Source organism: Thalassoroseus sp. (assembly GCF_984380535.1).
In genome coordinates this window covers 176730-195598 of record NZ_CFHRBF010000020.1, presented here as the reverse complement: position 1 = coordinate 195598, position 18869 = coordinate 176730, and the positions used below count along the sequence as shown (strand labels likewise).

The 18869-nt window shown below is 55.7% G+C and carries 15 protein-coding genes; 8 read left to right on the top strand and 7 right to left on the bottom strand.

From position 1 onward, the window contains the following. From AC5DDB_RS24985 to AC5DDB_RS24965, 5 genes are all read left to right on the top strand, one after another. Positions 1-3388 (top strand): beta strand repeat-containing protein (locus AC5DDB_RS24985; RefSeq protein WP_491742484.1); only part of this gene is annotated, 3388 nt, incomplete at its 5' end. A gap of 220 nt (positions 3389-3608) precedes the next feature. Next, positions 3609-4115 (top strand): FHA domain-containing protein, encoded by a 507-nt coding sequence (locus tag AC5DDB_RS24980; protein ID WP_491742483.1) that lies wholly within the window; start codon positions 3609-3611, stop codon positions 4113-4115. Between the two features lie 90 nt (positions 4116-4205). Further along, positions 4206-5357: a ribosome small subunit-dependent GTPase A gene (gene rsgA, locus AC5DDB_RS24975; RefSeq protein ID WP_491742482.1), complete on the top strand. Its 1152-nt coding sequence runs from the start codon at positions 4206-4208 to the stop codon at positions 5355-5357. A gap of 32 nt (positions 5358-5389) precedes the next feature. After that, positions 5390-6820: a sulfatase family protein gene (locus AC5DDB_RS24970; protein ID WP_491742481.1), complete on the top strand. Its 1431-nt coding sequence runs from the start codon at positions 5390-5392 to the stop codon at positions 6818-6820. Between the two features lie 124 nt (positions 6821-6944). Further along, positions 6945-8369, top strand: a complete 1425-nt coding sequence (locus AC5DDB_RS24965) for a DUF1501 domain-containing protein (protein ID WP_491742480.1) — start codon at positions 6945-6947, stop codon at positions 8367-8369. A gap of 13 nt (positions 8370-8382) precedes the next feature. On the opposite strand, the gene AC5DDB_RS24960 is transcribed toward AC5DDB_RS24965, so the two are convergent. The 5 genes from AC5DDB_RS24960 to AC5DDB_RS24940 form a co-directional block, all read right to left on the bottom strand. Then, on the bottom strand, positions 8383-8685 hold the full coding sequence (locus AC5DDB_RS24960; RefSeq protein ID WP_491742479.1) for a hypothetical protein: 303 nt from the start codon (positions 8683-8685) through the stop codon (positions 8383-8385). A 38-nt stretch (positions 8686-8723) separates the two neighbouring features. Continuing rightward, on the bottom strand, positions 8724-9260 hold the full coding sequence (locus AC5DDB_RS24955) for a TlpA disulfide reductase family protein (protein WP_491742478.1): 537 nt from the start codon (positions 9258-9260) through the stop codon (positions 8724-8726). A gap of 33 nt (positions 9261-9293) precedes the next feature. After that, a complete protein-coding gene (locus tag AC5DDB_RS24950) occupies positions 9294-9902 on the bottom strand; it encodes a thioredoxin family protein (protein WP_491742477.1) in 609 nt (202 codons plus the stop codon). 116 nt (positions 9903-10018) lie between these two features. After that, positions 10019-11671 carry a GDSL-type esterase/lipase family protein gene (locus AC5DDB_RS24945; protein WP_491742476.1) on the bottom strand — a complete coding sequence of 551 codons (1653 nt, stop codon included), beginning with the start codon at positions 11669-11671 and terminating at the stop codon, positions 10019-10021. A 102-nt stretch (positions 11672-11773) separates the two neighbouring features. Further along, positions 11774-13045, bottom strand: a complete 1272-nt coding sequence (locus AC5DDB_RS24940) for a SpoIIE family protein phosphatase (protein WP_491742475.1) — start codon at positions 13043-13045, stop codon at positions 11774-11776. A 361-nt stretch (positions 13046-13406) separates the two neighbouring features. Between AC5DDB_RS24940 and AC5DDB_RS24935 the strand changes: the two genes are divergently transcribed. From AC5DDB_RS24935 to proC, 3 genes are all read left to right on the top strand, one after another. Further along, on the top strand, positions 13407-14231 hold the full coding sequence (locus AC5DDB_RS24935) for a 3'-5' exonuclease (protein WP_491742474.1): 825 nt from the start codon (positions 13407-13409) through the stop codon (positions 14229-14231). 112 nt (positions 14232-14343) lie between these two features. After that, positions 14344-15762 (top strand): sulfatase family protein, encoded by a 1419-nt coding sequence (locus AC5DDB_RS24930; RefSeq protein ID WP_491742473.1) that lies wholly within the window; start codon positions 14344-14346, stop codon positions 15760-15762. Between the two features lie 295 nt (positions 15763-16057). Further along, positions 16058-16873, top strand: coding sequence for a pyrroline-5-carboxylate reductase (gene proC / locus AC5DDB_RS24925; RefSeq protein ID WP_491742472.1), 816 nt, complete (start codon positions 16058-16060; stop codon positions 16871-16873). Here the strand turns inward: proC and AC5DDB_RS24920 are convergent. Continuing rightward, on the bottom strand, positions 16839-17540 hold the full coding sequence (locus tag AC5DDB_RS24920; RefSeq protein ID WP_491742471.1) for a phosphatase PAP2 family protein: 702 nt from the start codon (positions 17538-17540) through the stop codon (positions 16839-16841). The two genes, proC and AC5DDB_RS24920, sit on opposite strands and share 35 nt — an antisense overlap. Before the next feature lie 142 nt (positions 17541-17682). Further along, positions 17683-18510 (bottom strand): ParA family protein, encoded by an 828-nt coding sequence (locus tag AC5DDB_RS24915; protein WP_491742470.1) that lies wholly within the window; start codon positions 18508-18510, stop codon positions 17683-17685. Between the last annotated feature and the right edge of the window lie 359 nt (positions 18511-18869).

The window sequence follows — 18869 nt, the reverse complement described above, 5'->3', positions numbered from 1 at the left end:
TTTGATCGCGAGTGAAACACTCCGATTGCAAGTCACCTCGATCGAGCAATCGATCAAGAACAGCAATCGCGCTAACAACGTGATCGCCACCGCCGATGGTGCCCTTGGGGAAATCGGTGGATTGCTCAACCAGATTCGCGGTCTGGTTCAAGAAGGCTTGAACGACGGGGCGTTGTCGCAAGCGGAAAAAGAAGCGAATCAGCTTCAGATCGATACGGCTTTGTCCGCGATCAACCGAATTTCATCGAATACATCATTCGCCGGCGACCGACTTCTCGACGGCAGCAAAGCGTTCAACACATCGATCTCGACCGCTGACTCGGCAAAACTTTCCGACTTCAAAATCAACGAAGCCGTCCTCGGAACCAACGAGTCGATCGAAATCGAAGCCACAGTCACCAGCCAAGCCGAGAAAGCCCAGTTGGCTTATTTCGGTGGCGGACTGACCGAACGATCCACGATCGAAGTCGGTGGTGCGAACGGCAACGAATTGCTGTTCCTGGGTGATTCCGCCTCCGTCGAAGACATCGCCGCCGCCATCAACGGTGTGAGCGATTCGACCGGCGTGAACGCCGCCGTCAAGAACGCCTTGCAATTGGGAAGTGAAGAAGGCGTTGCCGCCGAACTTTCCGCCGCAATCGGTTCCGCGACGGCTGCCACCTTCAGCTTCAACGCGATCGAAGGTACAGCCAGTTCGTTGGACTTTGAAGCGGTTTCGGAAGTCGCTGCCCAACAAACGGTCGTCATTGGTGCAACCGCACAAGCGACGTCGAACTCCATCGTCACGTCTGGTGCCGGTGCAGGGGCGATCACGGTCGCTGCGATCGCCGGTGAAGCTGCCGACGGGACCGCCGGTAACGATATCAACATCGTCTTCACCGACGCCGGTGCCGGCAACGCTCTCAGCGCGACCTTCGATGCCGATAGTCGTGAAATCCGAATTGCCCTCGATACCGACACTCCGGGGAACAACACGGCAGCCGCCATCGAAACCGCGATCGAAGCCATCAACATTGACGGCGGCGGCACGGACTTCGCTGTCACGGTGGACAACGCTGGTACCTTCGACTTTGCCAACGACGGTGGAACCACGGTGGCGTTGAACAGCAACACCGCCGGTGCGGATAACACGCTGACCATCGATGCCGACACCGCTGGTGCCGCTGGTAACAACATTCAAGTGACGTTCACCTCCGGTGCCGCTGCTGCCGTTAGCGTTAGCGGAGCCGGAACTGAAGACGATCCAACCGTCATCGCCTTCACGGTTGCTGCCGGTAACGATATCGACGACTTGCAAGCCTTGTTGGCCGCTGGGGCAACTCAGGACGCAGTCGATGCAGCTGCTTTGATCACCCTGTCTGCCGATGATGAAACGGCTACCGGTTTCAATTTGCCGTCCGGTAACGTTGCCCTCGAAGGTGGTTTGGATACGTCGGACGTGACCTTCACCGCCAACGACGTCGGAACGGCCGGCGACGACCTCACCGTTACCGTCACCAGCGGTGCGACGGAGAACTCGGTTTCGGTCTCTGGTTCTGATGTGACCTTCAACTTGCGAAGCGACGCCACTGTCGCTGACTTGGTCAGCTTGCTCGACGATCCCCAAACCGCCGACGAAGTTGCCGCCGCGGAATTGCTGAGCATTTCCTACAACGGCAGCGGTTTGATCCCGACCGACACCATCGCCAATACCCAAGCCCAAACGAACTTGGCTGGCGGTGTCGATACGGAAACCGTCACCTTTACCGCTGATGTCGCTGGCGAAGACGGCAACGATCTCGCGGTGAATGTCAGCACCGGGGCGTCCGCAACGAGCGTGTCGGTCGATGGCAATACGGTGAACATCAGCCTCGCGACTGGTGCTACGATTGACGACTTGGCGACTCTTCTCGATAGCCCGTCAACCTCTGGTGAAACCGCCGCAGCGGCATTGCTCGACATCAGCTATTCCGGCTCGAACGCGACTTCCGTTGTGGCCAACACGGCGACTAGCGAAGCCCTTACCGGCGGAGCGGAAGCTCCAACGATCGACATCACCGCAAAAACCAACGGCGATGCCGGTAACAATATCCAAGTTCAGTTCGCAGCTGCATCCTTGGCCGATGCCGAACCTTCGGTGGCGATCACCGGTGCCGGCACTGAAGCTGACCCGACGATCATCACCTTTACCCTGGGAACGGACAGCAGCGGAGCAGTCAACTCGACCGTCGCCGACATCCAAGCTCTGTTGGCCGGTGGTGCCGAAGGCAGTGCTGCTGCCACCGCCAACGATTTGATCGAAATCGCACCGGCTGAAGGCACCGCCACCAGCACCGTGATTTCGGCCACCACGTTGAACACCGCCGAGTCACTGATCAACGGAACCGACTCGACAACCACCTTGACCGTGATCGACAACCGAGCCGATGGCTCGACAGGCACGATCAGCGTCGCATTCGCGGTTGGCACCGGCGACGAAATCAGTGCCACGGTGGGTACTGCCGACGAGGATGGCAATCAAACCATTACCTTCAACCTCGTCGACGACACAACCGGTGCGATCACGAGCACCGTAGACGACTTGAAGGCCTTGATTGCCGAAAGCGATACGCTTCGTGACCTGGTTTCGATCGACGGTACCGCCGGTGGAACCTTGTTCTCGCAATCCGCTACCGAGCTTCAAGGTGGCGAAAATGCGGCAGTGGTGCTCTCAAGTGTTAACTTCGGAAGTGCCGAAAGCGTTTCGCTCAACGTGTTGGGTGGGTCGTTCGACACCGTCGACACCACCGGTGCAGTTTCGAGTCGAGACACGGGTTTGGACATCGGCGTTACGATCAACGGGCAAAACGCCTCGTCGAGCGGATTGGACGCCACCATCCGAACCAGCACGCTGGACGCGACGATCTCATTCCAAGCAGCCAGCAACCTGGTCGATGAAACCACCAGCATTAGCGTGACCGGCGGCGGAAGTCTGTTCCAAATCGGTCAGGAAGTGAACCCGTCCGGTCAGATCGGGATCGGTTTGGAAGCCGTCAACACCGCTCGACTGGGTGGCATCACCGGAAAGCTGTTCGAACTTGGTACCGGTAACGGCAAGAGCCTTCTCGATGTGGGCTCGGGCGGGATTTCCGGTCAGGATTTGGTCGACATTATCGATCAGTCCCTCGAACGGGTAACGACACTTCGTGGCCGACTCGGGGCGTTGCAGAAGAACGTGATCGAGACCAACATCTCGACGCTCGGTGTGGCCTTGGAAAACATTTCCGAAGCTCGAAGCCAAATCACCGATACCGACTTCGCCATCGAAACCGCTGCGATGACGAAAGCTCAGATTCTGCAGCAATCGGGTATCTCGGTGTTGTCGATCGCCAACCAAGCTCCGCAGCAAGTTCTCAGTCTGCTGGGATAATTTCGGAATTTGGGTTGAACATTTGATTCTTGCGACGTGTCCATTTCGATGGGCACGTCGTTTTTTGTTGATCTTCGAAGCTGTTTTGCGTTTCTAGCCTGAGTAAACTCCCTAATTGACGGACCTCTTTGCCAGGAGTAGAGTGAATTATTGTCGCTCGAAAGTGGCACCATAAGCCGGGCCGTCCCATTTTTTAAGGCTTTGTTAGCTTCGAACTTCCATGACACAAAAACTCGGCGAACTTATTCCATGCGGCGGAGGCGACCCGATTCCGCTGATGAAAACCACTTTGCTGGTCGGACGACGCAATCATTGCGATATCACCCTGCATTTCCCCAATGTTTCCTCTCAGCATTGTGAATTGACATTCGAGAACGGATACTGGAAGGTCCGCGATCTCGGCAGTGCAAATGGTATCAAGGTGAACGGAAATCGCTGTGACACCAAATGGTTGCAACCGGGTGATATTGTCACGGTCGCGAAACATCGCTATGAAATTCAGTTTGAAGCCAACGGACCGGCCCCTCAAGAAGCATCCAACGACGTGATGTCCATGAGTCTGCTTGAGAAAGCCGGTATCGAAAAGCCACTCCGACGACCGAAAAATCGGAAATCCGATCGGGAAATCGACGCCAAGCAGACCTTGGGAACACGAGAGAAAACACCAGTTGAACTCGATCTCGATCCCGATGAAGACGAAGCATTGAAATGGCTCATGGATGATTAGAACGGATTTGAGGATGAAGCAGCGCTCGGAATTCCAGTTCTTGACGTTTCCACAGTTTCAACGACGGCCGTTGCTGCGGAAATTCGCACCGTGAGTAAACGCAAAGGACAAAAACGACGGGTCGAGTTCCGTAAAAACCGCGAGAAGAAGGCCCGTCGAAACGATCTCACGCGAGACGCACTCAAAGCCGGTGACAACGAAGCAGGAATTGCCGATCTCGCTGCCGAAGAACGCCTAAGCGGAAAAGGCGACCTCACCCGGCATCGCACGGTGATCGGGGTCGTCGAGGACGAAAACGGCCACCTCATCCGTCAGATCGACGAATCCCAATGTCTTGATGGGCGTGTGATTACGGCTGTCGGGCTTAACTCGATCGTCCAATCCACAGATGGGACTCAATACGAGTGTACGGTCCGCCGGGTTGTGCGAACCATCGCGCGAGATGCCCGAAATGCCGTCACGACCGGCGATCGTGTCAAGTTTCAACCCGCTGGGCAAACATTGCCAAGTGGCATGGAGCAGGGCGTGATCGAACGTGTCGAACCACGACACGGCGTGCTTTCGCGACAAAGCGGAAACCAAGAACACGTCATCATCGCGAACATCGATACTGCCGTCATCGTAGCGTCCGCAGCCGATCCGCCGTTAAAGCCCAATCTGATCGACCGTTTCCTTGTCTCGGCAGAGAAGGGAGACGTATCCGCGATTATCTGCATTAACAAGGCGGACCTCGTCGACCCTGCCGAACTTCAACCGGTCGTCGGACTTTATGCAAGACTTGGATATCATGTCATTCTCACCAGTGCCGAAACCGGGTTAGGCATCCCGAGACTGCAAGGATTGCTCGCCGGGAAGCAGAGCGTGTTTACGGGGCAAAGCGGTGTCGGCAAAAGTTCGCTGCTGAATCGAGTTGAACCCAGTTGGCAACTGCAAACCGGGGCCGTCAGCGGTTGGTCTCAAAAAGGCACTCACACCACCCGCCGGGCGATGTTGCTGGAGTTGAACTCCGGCGGTTGGGTCGCTGACACCCCCGGCATTCGGCAATTCGATCTGTGGGATGTCGCCAAGGAAGAAGTCGAAGCGTACTTCATCGAGTTTCGTCCTTTCGTCACCCGATGCCACTTCCCCGATTGCACGCATACGCACGAAGACCGTTGTGGCGTGAAACTCGGCGTGCAAGAAGAACTCATCTCACCGAGCCGCTACGAAAGCTATTGCCGCATCTTCCAAGGTGACGACTGAACAGCGAACCGAGACAGATCGGAATTGAAGCCATGAATCATTCCGCGAGATGGTGTTTGTTTCTGGTCTGCAGTCTGTTCGCAAGCAACGAGAACTCCACCGCTGCGACGCGTCCAAATGTGGTGATGATCATCTCGGATGACCAAACCTATACCGATTTTGGTTTTATGGGTCATCCGCAGGTGCACACGCCGCATCTCGATCGGTTGGCGTCACAGTCGGCGCGGTATCCCAACGGCTATGTGCCTAGTAGCGTGTGTCGGCCGTCGCTAGTGACATTGCTCACCGGATTGTACCCGCACCAGCACGGTGTGCATTTCAATCATCCCCCACCCGGCTTCGGGAAGCTCACGCGATCAGAAGGAATCGATAAAACGGAGTACGATCGGCTCAGAAACCGGGCGACCTCACTCATTCGTGCCGTTCCCACGCTGCCACGAATTTTGGCCCAGAACGGATACCGTTGTTTCCAGACCGGGAAATACTGGGAAGGTCATTGGCGAAACGCCGGTTTCACCGCAGGCATGACGATCGCGGAACCCTCGGAACCTCCGGGAGCCCTCGGCAACAAACGCCTGGCGAATGGGGATCTCGTCGCCCACGGCAACGGTGATCACGGGCTCGTCATCGGTCGCGAAACCATGCAGCCGATCTTTGATTTCATCGACGATTGCCAAACCCAGAATGACCCATTTTTCATCTGGTATGCTCCATTTCTCCCACACTTGCCCCACGATGCCCCACAGAAATTCCGCACGCGATACGAGAACAATCCCGACGTCCCGCGTCATGCGATTCCTTATTACGCGGCGTGTTCCTGGTTCGACGATACCGTCGGGCGGTTGGTGCAGTATCTCGAAGACACCGAGTTGACGGGCGATACGCTGTTCGTCTTTGTGGTCGACAACGGTTTCACGCCCGACGCTAAACAACCCATGAGTGGCGGCGACTTCAATTACACGAAAACCAGCAAACGTTCGCCCTTCGAAGACGGCTTACGCACCCCGATCCTCCTCCGCTGGGATGGACACACCACGCCCGCTACGCACTCGGAACTGTGCCACAGTGTGGATCTTATGCCCACGATTCTAGACGCGTTAAACCTTCCACAAGCAGTCGCCGATCTGCCAGGGCAAAGTTTGTGGTCATCTGCAATCGGAACGGCCCAGCTCGCCGAGCGTCCGGTGTTTGGTGAGATCTATCCTGGCGATGCATCCGTACTGCATAACCCGTCTCGCAACGTTGCCTACCGTTGGATTCGCGACAGACGTTACAAGTTGATCGTGCCTCACTCGCGTGCCCACGAAAAGCCATGGGGCCGATACCTGGAAACGCCTGCTCTATTTGATGTCGTTGCCGATCCGCACGAACGACAGAACCTGGCGAATCTCGCGGACCAAGCTCAGCGAGTGCAACAACTGCGAGACCAACTCGATGCGTGGTGGACACCGACGGACCGCTGAAACCCTGCCCCGTCCATCCGCACAATCGCCCTACCAACTCGATTGACAATCAATTATCGTGATATGTTGATCGAAAAGGAAAACGCGCCCCAACACTTGCGATGTCTTCTTTGAATTCGAACCCATGTTACAGCTGACCGAAAACACTTCCACACGGAATGGCCGTTGGACCCGACGCGAATGGTTGCGGATCGGTGCGGCCGGTCTCGGAGCGGGCTTGGCAAATGTGAGTCGAGCCAGCGAACCGGCGTTGCGGGGTCCGGGGTTCGGCAAAGCGAAGTCGGTCGTGTTGATCTTTGCCAGCGGCGGACAAAGCCACATCGACATGTGGGACCCGAAACCCGACGCACCGGCCGAAGTTCGGGGCGTCTTCGGAACAATCCCGACAAGTGTGCCTGGTCTTTTCTTCGGCGAACATATGCCCCGCTTGGCGAAACTCGCCGACCGCATGACCGTCGTTCGTAGTATGTCCCACGAGGACTTGGATCACGGATCGGCGGCGTACTTAAGTCTGACCGGCCATTACCACACTCGCCGGTCTTCGAACCCGCCGCCACAGCCGACGGATTACCCTTGTCACAGTGCAATCTTGAAGCGAGTCCGACCGAGTTCGGCTTTCGTGGAACCTGCGGTGCATGTGAACGGGCCGGCTATCATCGCACCGAATAACATTGCCCCGGGTCAGTTTGGCGGATTCCTTGGGCGAGAGTTTGATCCGCTCACGGTTGGCGATGTCACGCACGAAACCGCCGTTGTGCCGGGATTGGCTCCGCAACTGGATTTGCCCCTATCTCGGCTTTCGCGACGACAGTCGCTGGTGGAAACTCTCGACGGAACACGGCGTCAGTGGGAACGCAATTCGGAAGCCTCCGACTTGGCCGGCTTGTACGATCAGGCGCAACGTATGCTCGCCGAACCGAAGACGCGGTTGGCGTTTGATCTGTCCCGCGAACCGGTTGAGCTGCGAGAACGCTATGGCCATAATCGTTCCGGTCAGGCGTGTCTGCTCGCGCGACGGTTAGTCGAGGCGGAAGTGCCGTTGATCACGGTCATTTGGAACCATCATAGTCGCGGTCAGGACATGCACCCCGACACTACCGAATTCTACGGCTGGGATACCCACAACGACATTTTCGATGCCCTGGAAAATCGCTTGTTGCCACGGTTCGATCAAAGCCTATCCGCGTTGTTGGAAGACTTGGAAAATCGTGGTCTGCTCGATGAAACCCTCGTGCTGTGTTTCGGGGAATTCGGTCGAGCACCGCTTGTTGCCTTGGAACCGCGTTTTGCGGGCGCTTCGCCCGGTCGCAAACACTGGGCCGCGTGTTACTCGGTGATGGCGGCCGGTGCAGGGGTCGCGCGGGGCGGCGTCTTGGGTGCGTCGGACAAGTTGGGAGCGTATCCGAAATCGCAGTCGTACGGCCCCTGGGACCTCACCGCGACCATCTTCGCAGCGCTCGGCATCGACCCGGCCGCTCACTACACCGATCCCACCGGTCGCCCCTACAAAATCGCCGAAGGCACACCGATCCACGGGTTGTACGCTTAAAAGCCGAGGTTCCCTACAGATGCACCGGAATCCAGCGTTCTTGTTCGTTGGGGCCGGGTTTGGCGTCGGACTCGATGAACGGGATCGCTTCGCCGCGGGTGTGGTAGTCTTGTACGATCGCTTTGAATGCGTCGACCACTTTCCGCAAGGCGTCTCGCTCGCTGGGACCTGATCCTTGAACATCCGGCAGGTTCACGCACCGCGCAACGACCGGGCCACTGCCGTCCGGTTGGGAGACGAACACGCGACAATCAAACACCGGCACGGACCCGCCGCTGGTAATCGGCAACGATTTGGAATCAGGCGAGTCAGCCACCGGTGTTCCTCATGAGAGAGAGATTGTGAAAAGGCGAGTTACTTCTTTTGCAGCTCTTTGCGGATCGCCGCTTCGACGGCTTCATGGGCAATGCCGTTGCCATCTTCGTCGCTGAACTGAGCCGCCACTTGCAGCTTGCGATTCAAGATTTTGTAGTGAGGCAACGCACCATCGGGCACGCCGAATTGTTTCATGCCGTCTTCGTCGCTACCGAGACTGCTCATCAAGTTCGTGAACGTCGCCTTTTTCGCCTTGAGAAACTTGAGGGCTTGTTCCTGAGTTTCTTGATCCGGTTCGTCCATGCTCACCGAAATCACAACCAAATCATGAGCTTTGTATTTCTCATGCCATTCGACGGTGGTCGGGAAACCTTTCAGACAGGGAATGCACCAAGTTGCCCAGTAGTCGATCAGAATGACCTTGCCCTTATGTTTCACCAGTTCGGCTTTGAACTGCTGCGGCGTAACGACCTTGACGGTGATCGGCTGGTCATCGGCACTGAATACCGGCTTCGAAAAGCTCGCGAGTAGAATCCAACCGACGAGTAGGGAACAAATAACGTGGCGTCCGTGCATAGTTTTCCTCCTGAAATAAGACTGTGTGACGGGTCAGTCCGCCGAGTCTGCAGGGTACTCGATTTCGCAGCCGAACGGCAACGTCTCCGCAACTTCTGGATCGCGTTTCTGCAAAACCGCTTCGATCGCATCCCGCAGGTAGTGATACTCAACGCGTGTCACGTCTTGATGGTTGTCGAATGCTCCCATGTAACGGACACGCCGCTGTGCATCCAGCACAAAGAACGTCGGCGTTCGAAACACGCCATAGGCACGACCGATTTTCTGCGAACCGTCGTGGAGATAATCGAAGGTGAAGCCGTGCTTCTTCGCATGTGTTTTCATGTGTTCCAGTGAATCAGCCGCAAACCGACTGCTACTGATAGCCACACAGGTCACATCCTTGTCGTCGAAATCCGCAACCAGCTTTTTCCAGCGGGGCAAATACGCGGTGGCCATCGGACAGTGATTCGCAATAAACGCAACCACCACAACCGACGATTTTCTGTCGTCTGCGAGTGAATGCGTTTTTCCGTCCGTGCCGGGAAGTTCGGTCCATAACGGTGCTTTGTCACCGACATCGAGCTGGCGATTGAACTTCCCAGCGTGAACGGAAGAGGCACACATGAGAATAATGGCGAGCAGAAAGAAACAACTTCTCATCGGCACACATGACTATGTTGTTCTAGGGTGCCACGGCTCTATGAGCCGTGTTTCTCTAGGCACGTCACTCGGCACGGCTCACAGAGCCGTGGCACCCGAGTTCTGACTCACTGACGTTACTTCTGCAACTCGAATTGCAGATCGTTCTTACCGACAACAACGTTGCAACGAAGCGGGCTGGATTTCTCGTTGGCGAACTTCGCGGGAACGAAGCCGTCTTTCTCAATCACAACTTGATACTCCCCGGGCAACACACCAGGAAGCCCACCGCTGACGGCCACAAAATTGCCGGCGTTGTTGGTGCGACCACGCGCAATACTGCCCGCCGCCCCGGTCGGAACGAACCGGACAGCAGCACCGGCGAGGGGTTCGCCGTTCAACGTCACAAGACCGGAGACCTTGGCGGCTTCCACTTTTTCCAATCGGTATTTGTGCGGCTTCGGTTGGGCGACTTCACGGATTTCGGCGGCGAGTTGTTCGATCTCTTCGTTGAGTTTGGCAACTCGCTCGTCCATGCCTTCGGTCTGTTTGGTCAATGTTTCAAGTTGCTTCTGGTTCGCCTCGTTCGGCGCATCGGCAACTTGCTGTTTGACGCGGGCGTATTGTTGGAACCGCGACCATTCCCCCCGCATGCTGCGGATCGGTCCCGCGTTGCGTTGCTTGTTGAGTTCGGCGACTTGCATCGCTTGCTGATACTGCGGAGTCTTTGGGTTTTCCTGCAGTTCAATGTGCCGAGCCAGTTGCTGAGCCGAATACACACCGACCACTTGGTCATCGATCGTCAATTGATAGGAACCGGCGGGCAAGTCGTGAACTTCCAAGGCTTCCCGACTCGCTTTGTGACCAAGATGCAGCATTTTCGCACCTTCCTGCGCTTCTTCCGGCAGGACCCACGGTAACGCATCGGCCGTCCAAGTGAAGGAGAGGCCATCATCTTCGATCCGCAAATCAGTCAATTTGCCACCGGAAACTCGGCTGACAGGTTTGCCTTTCGGACCTTGAGAAACGCGAATACTCGACAGTGGTTTTCGCAGGCCCATATCGTTGATGATTGCGAATGCCATCACGAGTTGCCCGTTCGGGCCGGGATGAACGGCATCGGCGATCATGGTGAAATTCGGATCGGTCTTGCGAGCTTCGATCGTCAAATTGTTGAGCGGACCGTGCATGTCGACGAAGCCATAACCGTTCTTCATCGCTTGTCGTTGCAGCCATTGACCGTAATACGCCAGCACTGCGTTATACTCTTCCATCGCGCCGCCGGACGCTTTCGGGTCACGCAGCAAACGGGCGCGGGCATCGAACATGGTCGGCGTCATCAACACTGGTTTGGCGCCGGTTTCTTTGATCTGCTCGACGACTTCCGTCATATCGGTTTTGTAGGTGTCGAACACTTCCTGATTGAACGGCTGATACCGTCCATCATTCATCCCCAAGAGAACTGTGACGTACTTCGGTTTGAAGTTAGCCACGTCCCGATCAAACCGCTGTAACGCGTCCCACGCTTTCGCACCGCCGACACCGGCATTGTGAAAGCGAATGTTTGCTTGCGGATACCGAGTGAAGAAAAAGTCTTCCACATACTGCGTGTAAAGACACTGGTGCGTGATGCTGTCGCCGAGGAACACCAGGGTGTCGCCGTCCGCCAACTCGATTTTCGCCAGCGGTTCGGGAAGTTCCTCCGCCGAGGCGGATGCCAACAACGTCGTCAAACAGATCGACAAACACGCGACGAGACGCACTCGCCAAGTGGAAGCATTCAGCAACATTTACCGACTCCTTGGAACGAAAGGTCAAGATACCGAGTCGGTTCATGCTACCGCGATCGGATCGAAAACCGCAAACGCACCGAGGATTCCCGTCTCACCTCGTCACTCACCCGACGTGCGTTTGAGCAAGAGAATCGTCACATCGTCCGGTGGCAACTTTTTGGGATTGTGTGCCAAGATGCGTTCGCGAAGAATGGCCAACAATTCCGTGGCGGATTGGTCGGCGTGGTCCTGAATGAGTTGTTGGATGCGATCGGCCCCGAACGGTTTGTTGTTGTCGTCGGCGAGTTCCCATGCACCGTCGGTCATTAACACGAGGATGTCCCCCGCAGCGAACTGGCGTGGTTCCCCGGCGTCGTATTCAAAGTCAGACACCACCCCCAACGGCAACCCTGTGGCATCGAGGGTATCGAACGTTCGCGACTCCCGACGAAACAAAAACACCGGTCCATGCCCGGCGTTCGCAAAACTCAGAACGTGCGAAGTCGGATCTAACGCTGCGAACAAGCCGGTGATGAATCGGCTGTCGCCCAGGTCGGGGTAGATCAGGGGACCGAGTTGATTCAGAATATCGGCTGGATCGGAATTCGACTTGGTCATCACCCGCAACATCGCGCGGACACTCGCCATGATTAGACTTGGTCCCACGCCATGACCGCTGACGTCCGCCATGACAAACCCAATGCGACCATCGGGCAGCGTCAGCACATCATAATAATCGCCGCTAACGGATTCCGCCGGTTCCCACCAAGCCGCCACTTCATAGCCAGGGATGTTCGGCAACCGGTCGGGCAGAAAACTGGATTGAATGCGTCGTCCGACTTCAATCGCCAACTGCAACTCCTGCGAGATTTTCGCTTGAGCTAACAATTGATGTCGTTCGATCGCGGAAGCGGCGTGTGCTGCGAAGGCAGAGAGTAATTGTTCGTCGGAATCCCCGAAAGCGACGGTCTCCCGATTGAGTAACTGCAACACACCAACCAAGTGCCCATCCACTCGCGAAAACAAGGGAGCAGCCAACACATTCTTGGTGCGATACCCAGTCTTGCGATCGAACTCGGGATTGAAGCGTTCATCGGCATAGGGATCGTCGACACGCACAAGTTGTCGCTGCTGAGCCGCCCAGCCTGCGATTCCCTTCCCGAGTGGCACTCGGATTTCCGCGATCTCCAATTCGGTGACAATCCGCGTGTAGATTTCCTCGTTGTTTCGATCGTAGAGAAACAAGCTGGCTCGATCACAGTTCAGAGCCGCACACGCTCCCGTCGTGACCGTCCGCAGAATGACATCCAAATGGTGCAACGCCGCTAGATCGCACGTCAGTTCAACGAGCTTCATCAAGCCGGCTTCACGAGCAGTCGAGGCGGTGTCCATGCGGCGTTCTACAAATTAGGAATTCGGACTGACGCTTTGAGAATGAAACAGATCGCAGGCGAGAGGATGCAGAAGACAATGACGACACCCCTTGAACTCAAGATGTACGTCTCCCGCTCCTCAGAAACCTGTGCCCTGATTCCCGACATTTTCGTCCTGATTGATACTTGGATTCCTTCTGAACAGTCTGCAACAATGGTTCGCCGGAAGCAACCCCGTTGTCCGCGTCTGGTCCACTGGTTAGAGTCTTATGCTGTGTGGTGTGCGTGTTGTGCACATCTTCGGAGCGACCAACGGAAGTGTTTCCAAGCGGTTGTTCGAATTTGGTGGCGGCGATGGCCGTATTAGGGAACCATCCGTTATGGATACCGATTCTTCCCGCGTGGCTTACTTGGTCTTCGATGTTGAGGCCGTAGCCGACGGGGGATTGATTAGCAAAGTTCGCTACCCTGACGAAGAACTTTCCGACGAGGAAGCCGTCTCTCGGTATCGTGCCGAATTGATGGAACAATACGGCAAAGACGTGATGGCTCCCACTTATATGCTTCCGTGTGCCGTCGCGGTGGCGAAGATTGACGAGTCGTTTCGGCTGATCGATCTGACCGCACTCGATGCCCCCGATTACCGGCCCAGCGCCATCGCGCGGAAGTTTTGGCAAGGTTGGAAGCATTACCAGCATCCGGTCTTTGTGACGTTCAACGGTCGTGGATACGACATGCCGGTGATGGAATTGGCAGCGTATCGCTATGGAATCGCGTTGCCGGAATGGTTCAATGTTTACGCGAAATCCTTTGATCAGTCCCGCAATCGGTACAACGTAGCATCGCACATCGACCTGATGGATTTGATGTCCAACTTCAACGCCTTCCGCATGACGGGTGGCTTGAACCTACTGGCAAACATCATCGGCAAACCCGGTAAAACGGGCATCGACGGTTCCAAGATTCAGGACATGTTCAACCTCGGCGAACTCGCGGCCATTAATGATTATTGTCGCTGCGATGTGCTGGACACGTATTTCGTCTTTCTGCGAAGTCGCGTATTGACCGGGCAGCTCTCGCTGGATCAGGAACAGGAAATCGTCCGCGAAACAAAAACTTGGATCGAAGAACAAGCCGCCACCAATCGGGCTTACGCGCATTACCTCACGAACTGGGGCGATTGGCAACGCCCTTCGGAATTGTAATTCGACTGCCAGCGTTCATACTGATGAATCGAGAAAGTTCGTCGTGCGAGCTTCGGTTTTGACGACGGCATTCTGTTTTCCAGTTCAGTGCTCAACCCGATTCGAGAAATCTATGTCTCGACTGTTCCACAAATCTCGGTGCGATCTTTCGTTCTTAATGACGCTGCTTCTGTTCGCTCAATTTGCGGACGTCACACACGCCGCCGACGAACACAACCGGCCGAACATCGTGCTCATCATGGCAGACGATCTGGGAATCGAGTGCCTAGGGAGTTACGGAGGCACGTCTTATCAGACGCCGTTTCTCGATGAATTGGCACGCACAGGTTTGCGATTCACACATGCCTATTCGCAGCCGCTCTGTTCGCCGACGCGATTAGAGTTGATGACCGGGCGAGACAACCACCGGAACTGGGAATCCTTCGGAATCCTCACACGTGGAGAGAAAACGTTCGGGCATCTTCTGAGTGCTGCCGGGTACAAAACGTGTCTTGCTGGCAAATGGCAGTTGACGAGTTACGATCCTCTGGACTTTCCGGGAGCCAATCAACGTCGCGGTACGGGCACACATCCCAAAGACGCAGGCTTCGATGAATACTCGCTGTTCCACGCCGAAGAAACCGAGGATAAGGGCTCGCGGTATGCAAACCCCACGTTCTTGCGGAATGGCCAACTTCACGTCGATGTCGCCGACGCCTACGGTGAAGACCTGACCGTCGATTTCATTTTGGACTTCATGAAACGCAACCGCAACGAGCCGCAATTCGTGTATTACCCGATGGCTCTTCCGCATTGGCCGATGGTGCCGACGCCGCATTCCGACGATTGGAAAAATCCCGCCCGCCGACTCGATGAAGATACGAAATACTTCCCGGATATGGTCGCCTACATGGATCATACGGTCAAAAAGTTAGTCACTGGCATCGAGAAACTCGGTTTGAAAGACCGCACCCTTATTCTGTTCTACTCGGACAATGGCACGGACCGGCAAATCGAGTCGGAGTTTCGCGGCCAGACCATCCCCGGTGGGAAAGGGGCCGTCACTCAGAACGGGATTCGTGTGCCGTTGATCGCATGGTGGCCGGGCAAAATCGAAGCGGGTGTGTGTGACGACCTCATCGATCCATCCGATTTTCTCCCCACGCTCGCGGAATTAGCGAACACAAAGGTTCCCAAAGGTTGGCAAATCGACGGGGTCAGTTTTGCGTCGCAGTTATTTGGCCAAACCGGTCAACCTCGCGAATGGGCTTTCTTCTGGTACGATCCGCGACCGGGTTGGGACAAGGCGAAGTTCTCGCGTCATGTATTCGCATTGGATCACCGGTACAAACTGTTTTCCGATGGAAACTTCTTCCACATCGAGGGGGACGGATTTCACGAGGTTGCACTTGATGCCGAGAATCTTTCCAATGAGGCCCGTGCTGCGAAAGCCAAGTTGCAGTCAGCAATCGACCGCATGATGCAACCCCCACTTTCCCCACGAGTTCATCATGAAGTCGACGCGTACGGGAAACCAATATCGTCTCGTTAGATTTGTGTTCGCTATCGAGTGTGTCGTGACGCGGGACTATTCCATGCTGAAAAGAGTTGCGTCACATACGATTTCGCATTGGTTAGCGTTAACGGTGCCACTACTGGCGTCAACGGGTGCCACTGCAGGCTTGTCCAGAAGTGTTTCTAGCGACTCCCGGACCGCTGATCACTCGCATTGCTAGGCAAGCTAGCAGTGGCACACAACTTCTCTCTTTGTAATAGTTCGTGTTCCTTGCAATTTCACACATGCCCAAACGCACACAACACACCTTACGAATTAAACAATTGACATCATGACGCAGACTCAACGTGTTGGATTTATTGGCACCGGACGAATGGCGACATCACTGGCCACTGGACTACGGTCGGCGGGTTTGGTCGATGGTTCGTCCCTGTTCGGAACGGATGTCATTGCGGCGGCTTCGAAAAATTTTCAGGAAGCGACCGGCGGGCAAACCGTTAAGACCTTAGCTGAATTGGCTCAGAACGCGGACGTCGTTTTTCTTTCCGTCAAACCGCAACATATGAGTGGAGTACTGAGCGAACTGGCAACACACATCACCGATTCTCATTTGATTGTCTCCATCGCAGCCGGCGTACCACTAAGGACAATGGCCTCCGCTTTGGGTCAAGAACGAAGACTTGTTCGAGTGATGCCGAACACCCCTTGTCTAGTCGGGGCCGGTGCTTCGGCGTTTGCGATGGGAGACAATGCGAAAAGCGAAGATGCCGAGTTGGTCAAGAGTCTGTTAGAGACCGTGGGCATCGCCGTCGAAGTGCCGGAGAATTTGTTAGACGCTGTGACTGGTCTATCAGGCAGCGGACCGGCTTACGTTTATCAGATCATCGAAGCTCTCAGCGATGGCGGCGTCCGCATGGGGTTACCCCGGGCGATCGCCACGCAGTTGGCCGCTCAGACGTTGTTGGGTGCCGCTCGCATGGTGCTGGAAACCGGCGAACACCCCGGCGTGCTCAAGGATGCTGTGACCAGTCCCGGAGGCACCACGATTGCCGGCTTGCACACGCTCGAACGCGGGGGAGTGCGGGCCTCGTTGATGAACGCCGTCGAAGCTGCTACGAAGCGGTCTCAGGAACTTGGCTCGTCTTAAACGAGCGTCTTGCGCGAACTCCGGAAACACAATTGGGGACTCCAGCGGTGAGTCGTCCGGAAAGCCATAACGCGAAGCAAGCAATCAGTAATCCGCCACACCAATCCCAAACGGAATGCTGTTTGGTCGTCAGGATTGTCACGGACAATACCAAGGCCGCAAGGCAAAACGGAACCGCATACCGATGCCGTTCCACAACGGCGATCCAACAGCAAATCGTCGGCAATACGATGTGTAACGAGGGAAACGCACACGCCGGCGAATCCAACGCGGCGAGCCAGCGAAAGAGTTGTCCATCCCACCGATCGGGCAACGTCATCAAATCCGGTCGTCGGCAGAGTGTCGGGACAAACAAGAAGATCGGCAGAATGATCGCAATGCAGATCGCATAAGCGACGATCGCCCGGCGAATCGTTTCATCGTAACGTGCCAGCAGGACCGGAACGACGCCTCCCAGCAACAACACGAAATAAGGAATGACCGTCCATGGCCAGAACGGAATCCATTCGTCGATTGCAGTCAGCGGAAGTTGACGCGTCGGGAACCATTGCACATGGTTCATCGTCATGTAGAACACTGTCTGAATCGTCGCCAAGCACACCAGGACTTTGACGTTCTGGCCTAATGAACGACGACGAACTTCAGAGGTTGTCAGCGTCGCCGGCATGATGATTCAGTGAAGATATCTTGACGGAAAATTCCTGAAATTTCCATCATCTTCATTTCTTCACAAAGATCAATCCTGGCCAACAAAAAAGCCATCGAGTCAATCCCGATGGCTTGAAGAAACGTGAAATGACGCGGTGGCGTTAGGCAGCGTTGGCCAATGGCATGGGAACCCCTGCAGATTCAGCCGCGATCACTTCCTCCGCCAACGCACCGTAGTCTTGGGAACCGGGACAGCTCGGTGCGTACTCGAAGATCGACTGTCCGAAACTCGGAGCCTCGGCCAACTTAATATTCCGTCGAATTTTCGTAGCGAAGATTTGTGCGTTCGCCCAGGGAGCGTCGGGAGCGCTGCCATCGAGGAAAGTTTTCAAGTCGTCGGTCACATCCGCCGCGAGTCGAGTCCCGGTTTCATAGAGACAAAGCATCACCCCGGTCACTCGCAATTCGCGGTTGAGTCGGCTGCGAACAAGGGCGGTTGTTTCAAATAACTTTGACAAACCTTGGAGCGCGAAGAAGTGTGGCTGTAGCGGAATGAAGACTTCTTTCGTCGCCGTCAACGCGTTGATCGTCAGGACGCCGAGTGACGGTGGGCAATCCATGATGATGTAATCAAACTGCCCGGCGACTTCCGGCGTGTTCAGGGCGGCATCGAGGATTCGCTCGCGGTTGGCGGTGTCCGCCAGTTCGACTTCGGCCGCCGCCAGATCGATGTTCGCTGGCACCACCCACAAATTCGACGCCACCATTTGGCGAGCCGAGGTAATCGTGCGGGCCCCGGCAAACACGTCGTAAACGGTTGGCGTGTCATCGAAGGCTTCGATTCCCAGGTGAATCGAAGCATGGCCCTGCGGATCGAGATCAATCACGCAGACTCGTCGATCCATTTTTGCCAACGCCGCCGCCAAGTTGACGCTTGAAGTTGTCTTGCCAACGCCGCCCTTCTGATTCATCACAGTAATTGATCGCATTGGGCATCCTTTCCCAGCTCGCCAGTTCAACCCACCTCGGTGTTCACCACTCGCGGTACCCGCGGCCAGGAAGTATAACCAGCAACCGCCATCGCGCGAAGACGAGTCACACCGTACCACAACACCTTTGTAAACCATTTCAAGATAACACATTACGACGACACGACTTGAAATATCTCTTAAGAAAATCGACTTGTGGCAACTCAATGCGGCTGACGAAGCGGCACAGCAATTGCTGGACGGACCGACATCAAAAATTCCCTTCGCAAGATTGCAAACGCCGCAGTGGTTGATACTGTTGAAACTAGGCCGAATGGGACATCCTGCAAAAACAGGAAGCCCTGCTTCCGCGAAAAGCG

Bases quoted from the DNA above. Each gene is read 5' to 3' on its own strand.
- AC5DDB_RS24980 (WP_491742483.1), top strand. From the start codon at position 3,609: ATGACACAAAAACTCGGCGAACTTATTCCATGCGGCGGAGGCGACCCG.
- AC5DDB_RS24970 (WP_491742481.1), top strand. From the start codon at position 5,390: ATGAATCATTCCGCGAGATGGTGTTTGTTTCTGGTCTGCAGTCTGTTC.
- AC5DDB_RS24965 (WP_491742480.1), top strand. From the start codon at position 6,945: ATGTTACAGCTGACCGAAAACACTTCCACACGGAATGGCCGTTGGACC.
- AC5DDB_RS24955 (WP_491742478.1), bottom strand. From the start codon at position 9,260: ATGCACGGACGCCACGTTATTTGTTCCCTACTCGTCGGTTGGATTCTA.
- AC5DDB_RS24950 (WP_491742477.1), bottom strand. From the start codon at position 9,902: ATGAGAAGTTGTTTCTTTCTGCTCGCCATTATTCTCATGTGTGCCTCT.
- AC5DDB_RS24945 (WP_491742476.1), bottom strand. From the start codon at position 11,671: ATGTTGCTGAATGCTTCCACTTGGCGAGTGCGTCTCGTCGCGTGTTTG.
- AC5DDB_RS24940 (WP_491742475.1), bottom strand. From the start codon at position 13,045: ATGGACACCGCCTCGACTGCTCGTGAAGCCGGCTTGATGAAGCTCGTT.
- AC5DDB_RS24935 (WP_491742474.1), top strand. From the start codon at position 13,407: ATGGATACCGATTCTTCCCGCGTGGCTTACTTGGTCTTCGATGTTGAG.
- AC5DDB_RS24930 (WP_491742473.1), top strand. From the start codon at position 14,344: ATGTCTCGACTGTTCCACAAATCTCGGTGCGATCTTTCGTTCTTAATG.
- proC (WP_491742472.1), top strand. From the start codon at position 16,058: ATGACGCAGACTCAACGTGTTGGATTTATTGGCACCGGACGAATGGCG.
- AC5DDB_RS24920 (WP_491742471.1), bottom strand. From the start codon at position 17,540: ATGCCGGCGACGCTGACAACCTCTGAAGTTCGTCGTCGTTCATTAGGC.
- AC5DDB_RS24915 (WP_491742470.1), bottom strand. From the start codon at position 18,510: ATGCGATCAATTACTGTGATGAATCAGAAGGGCGGCGTTGGCAAGACA.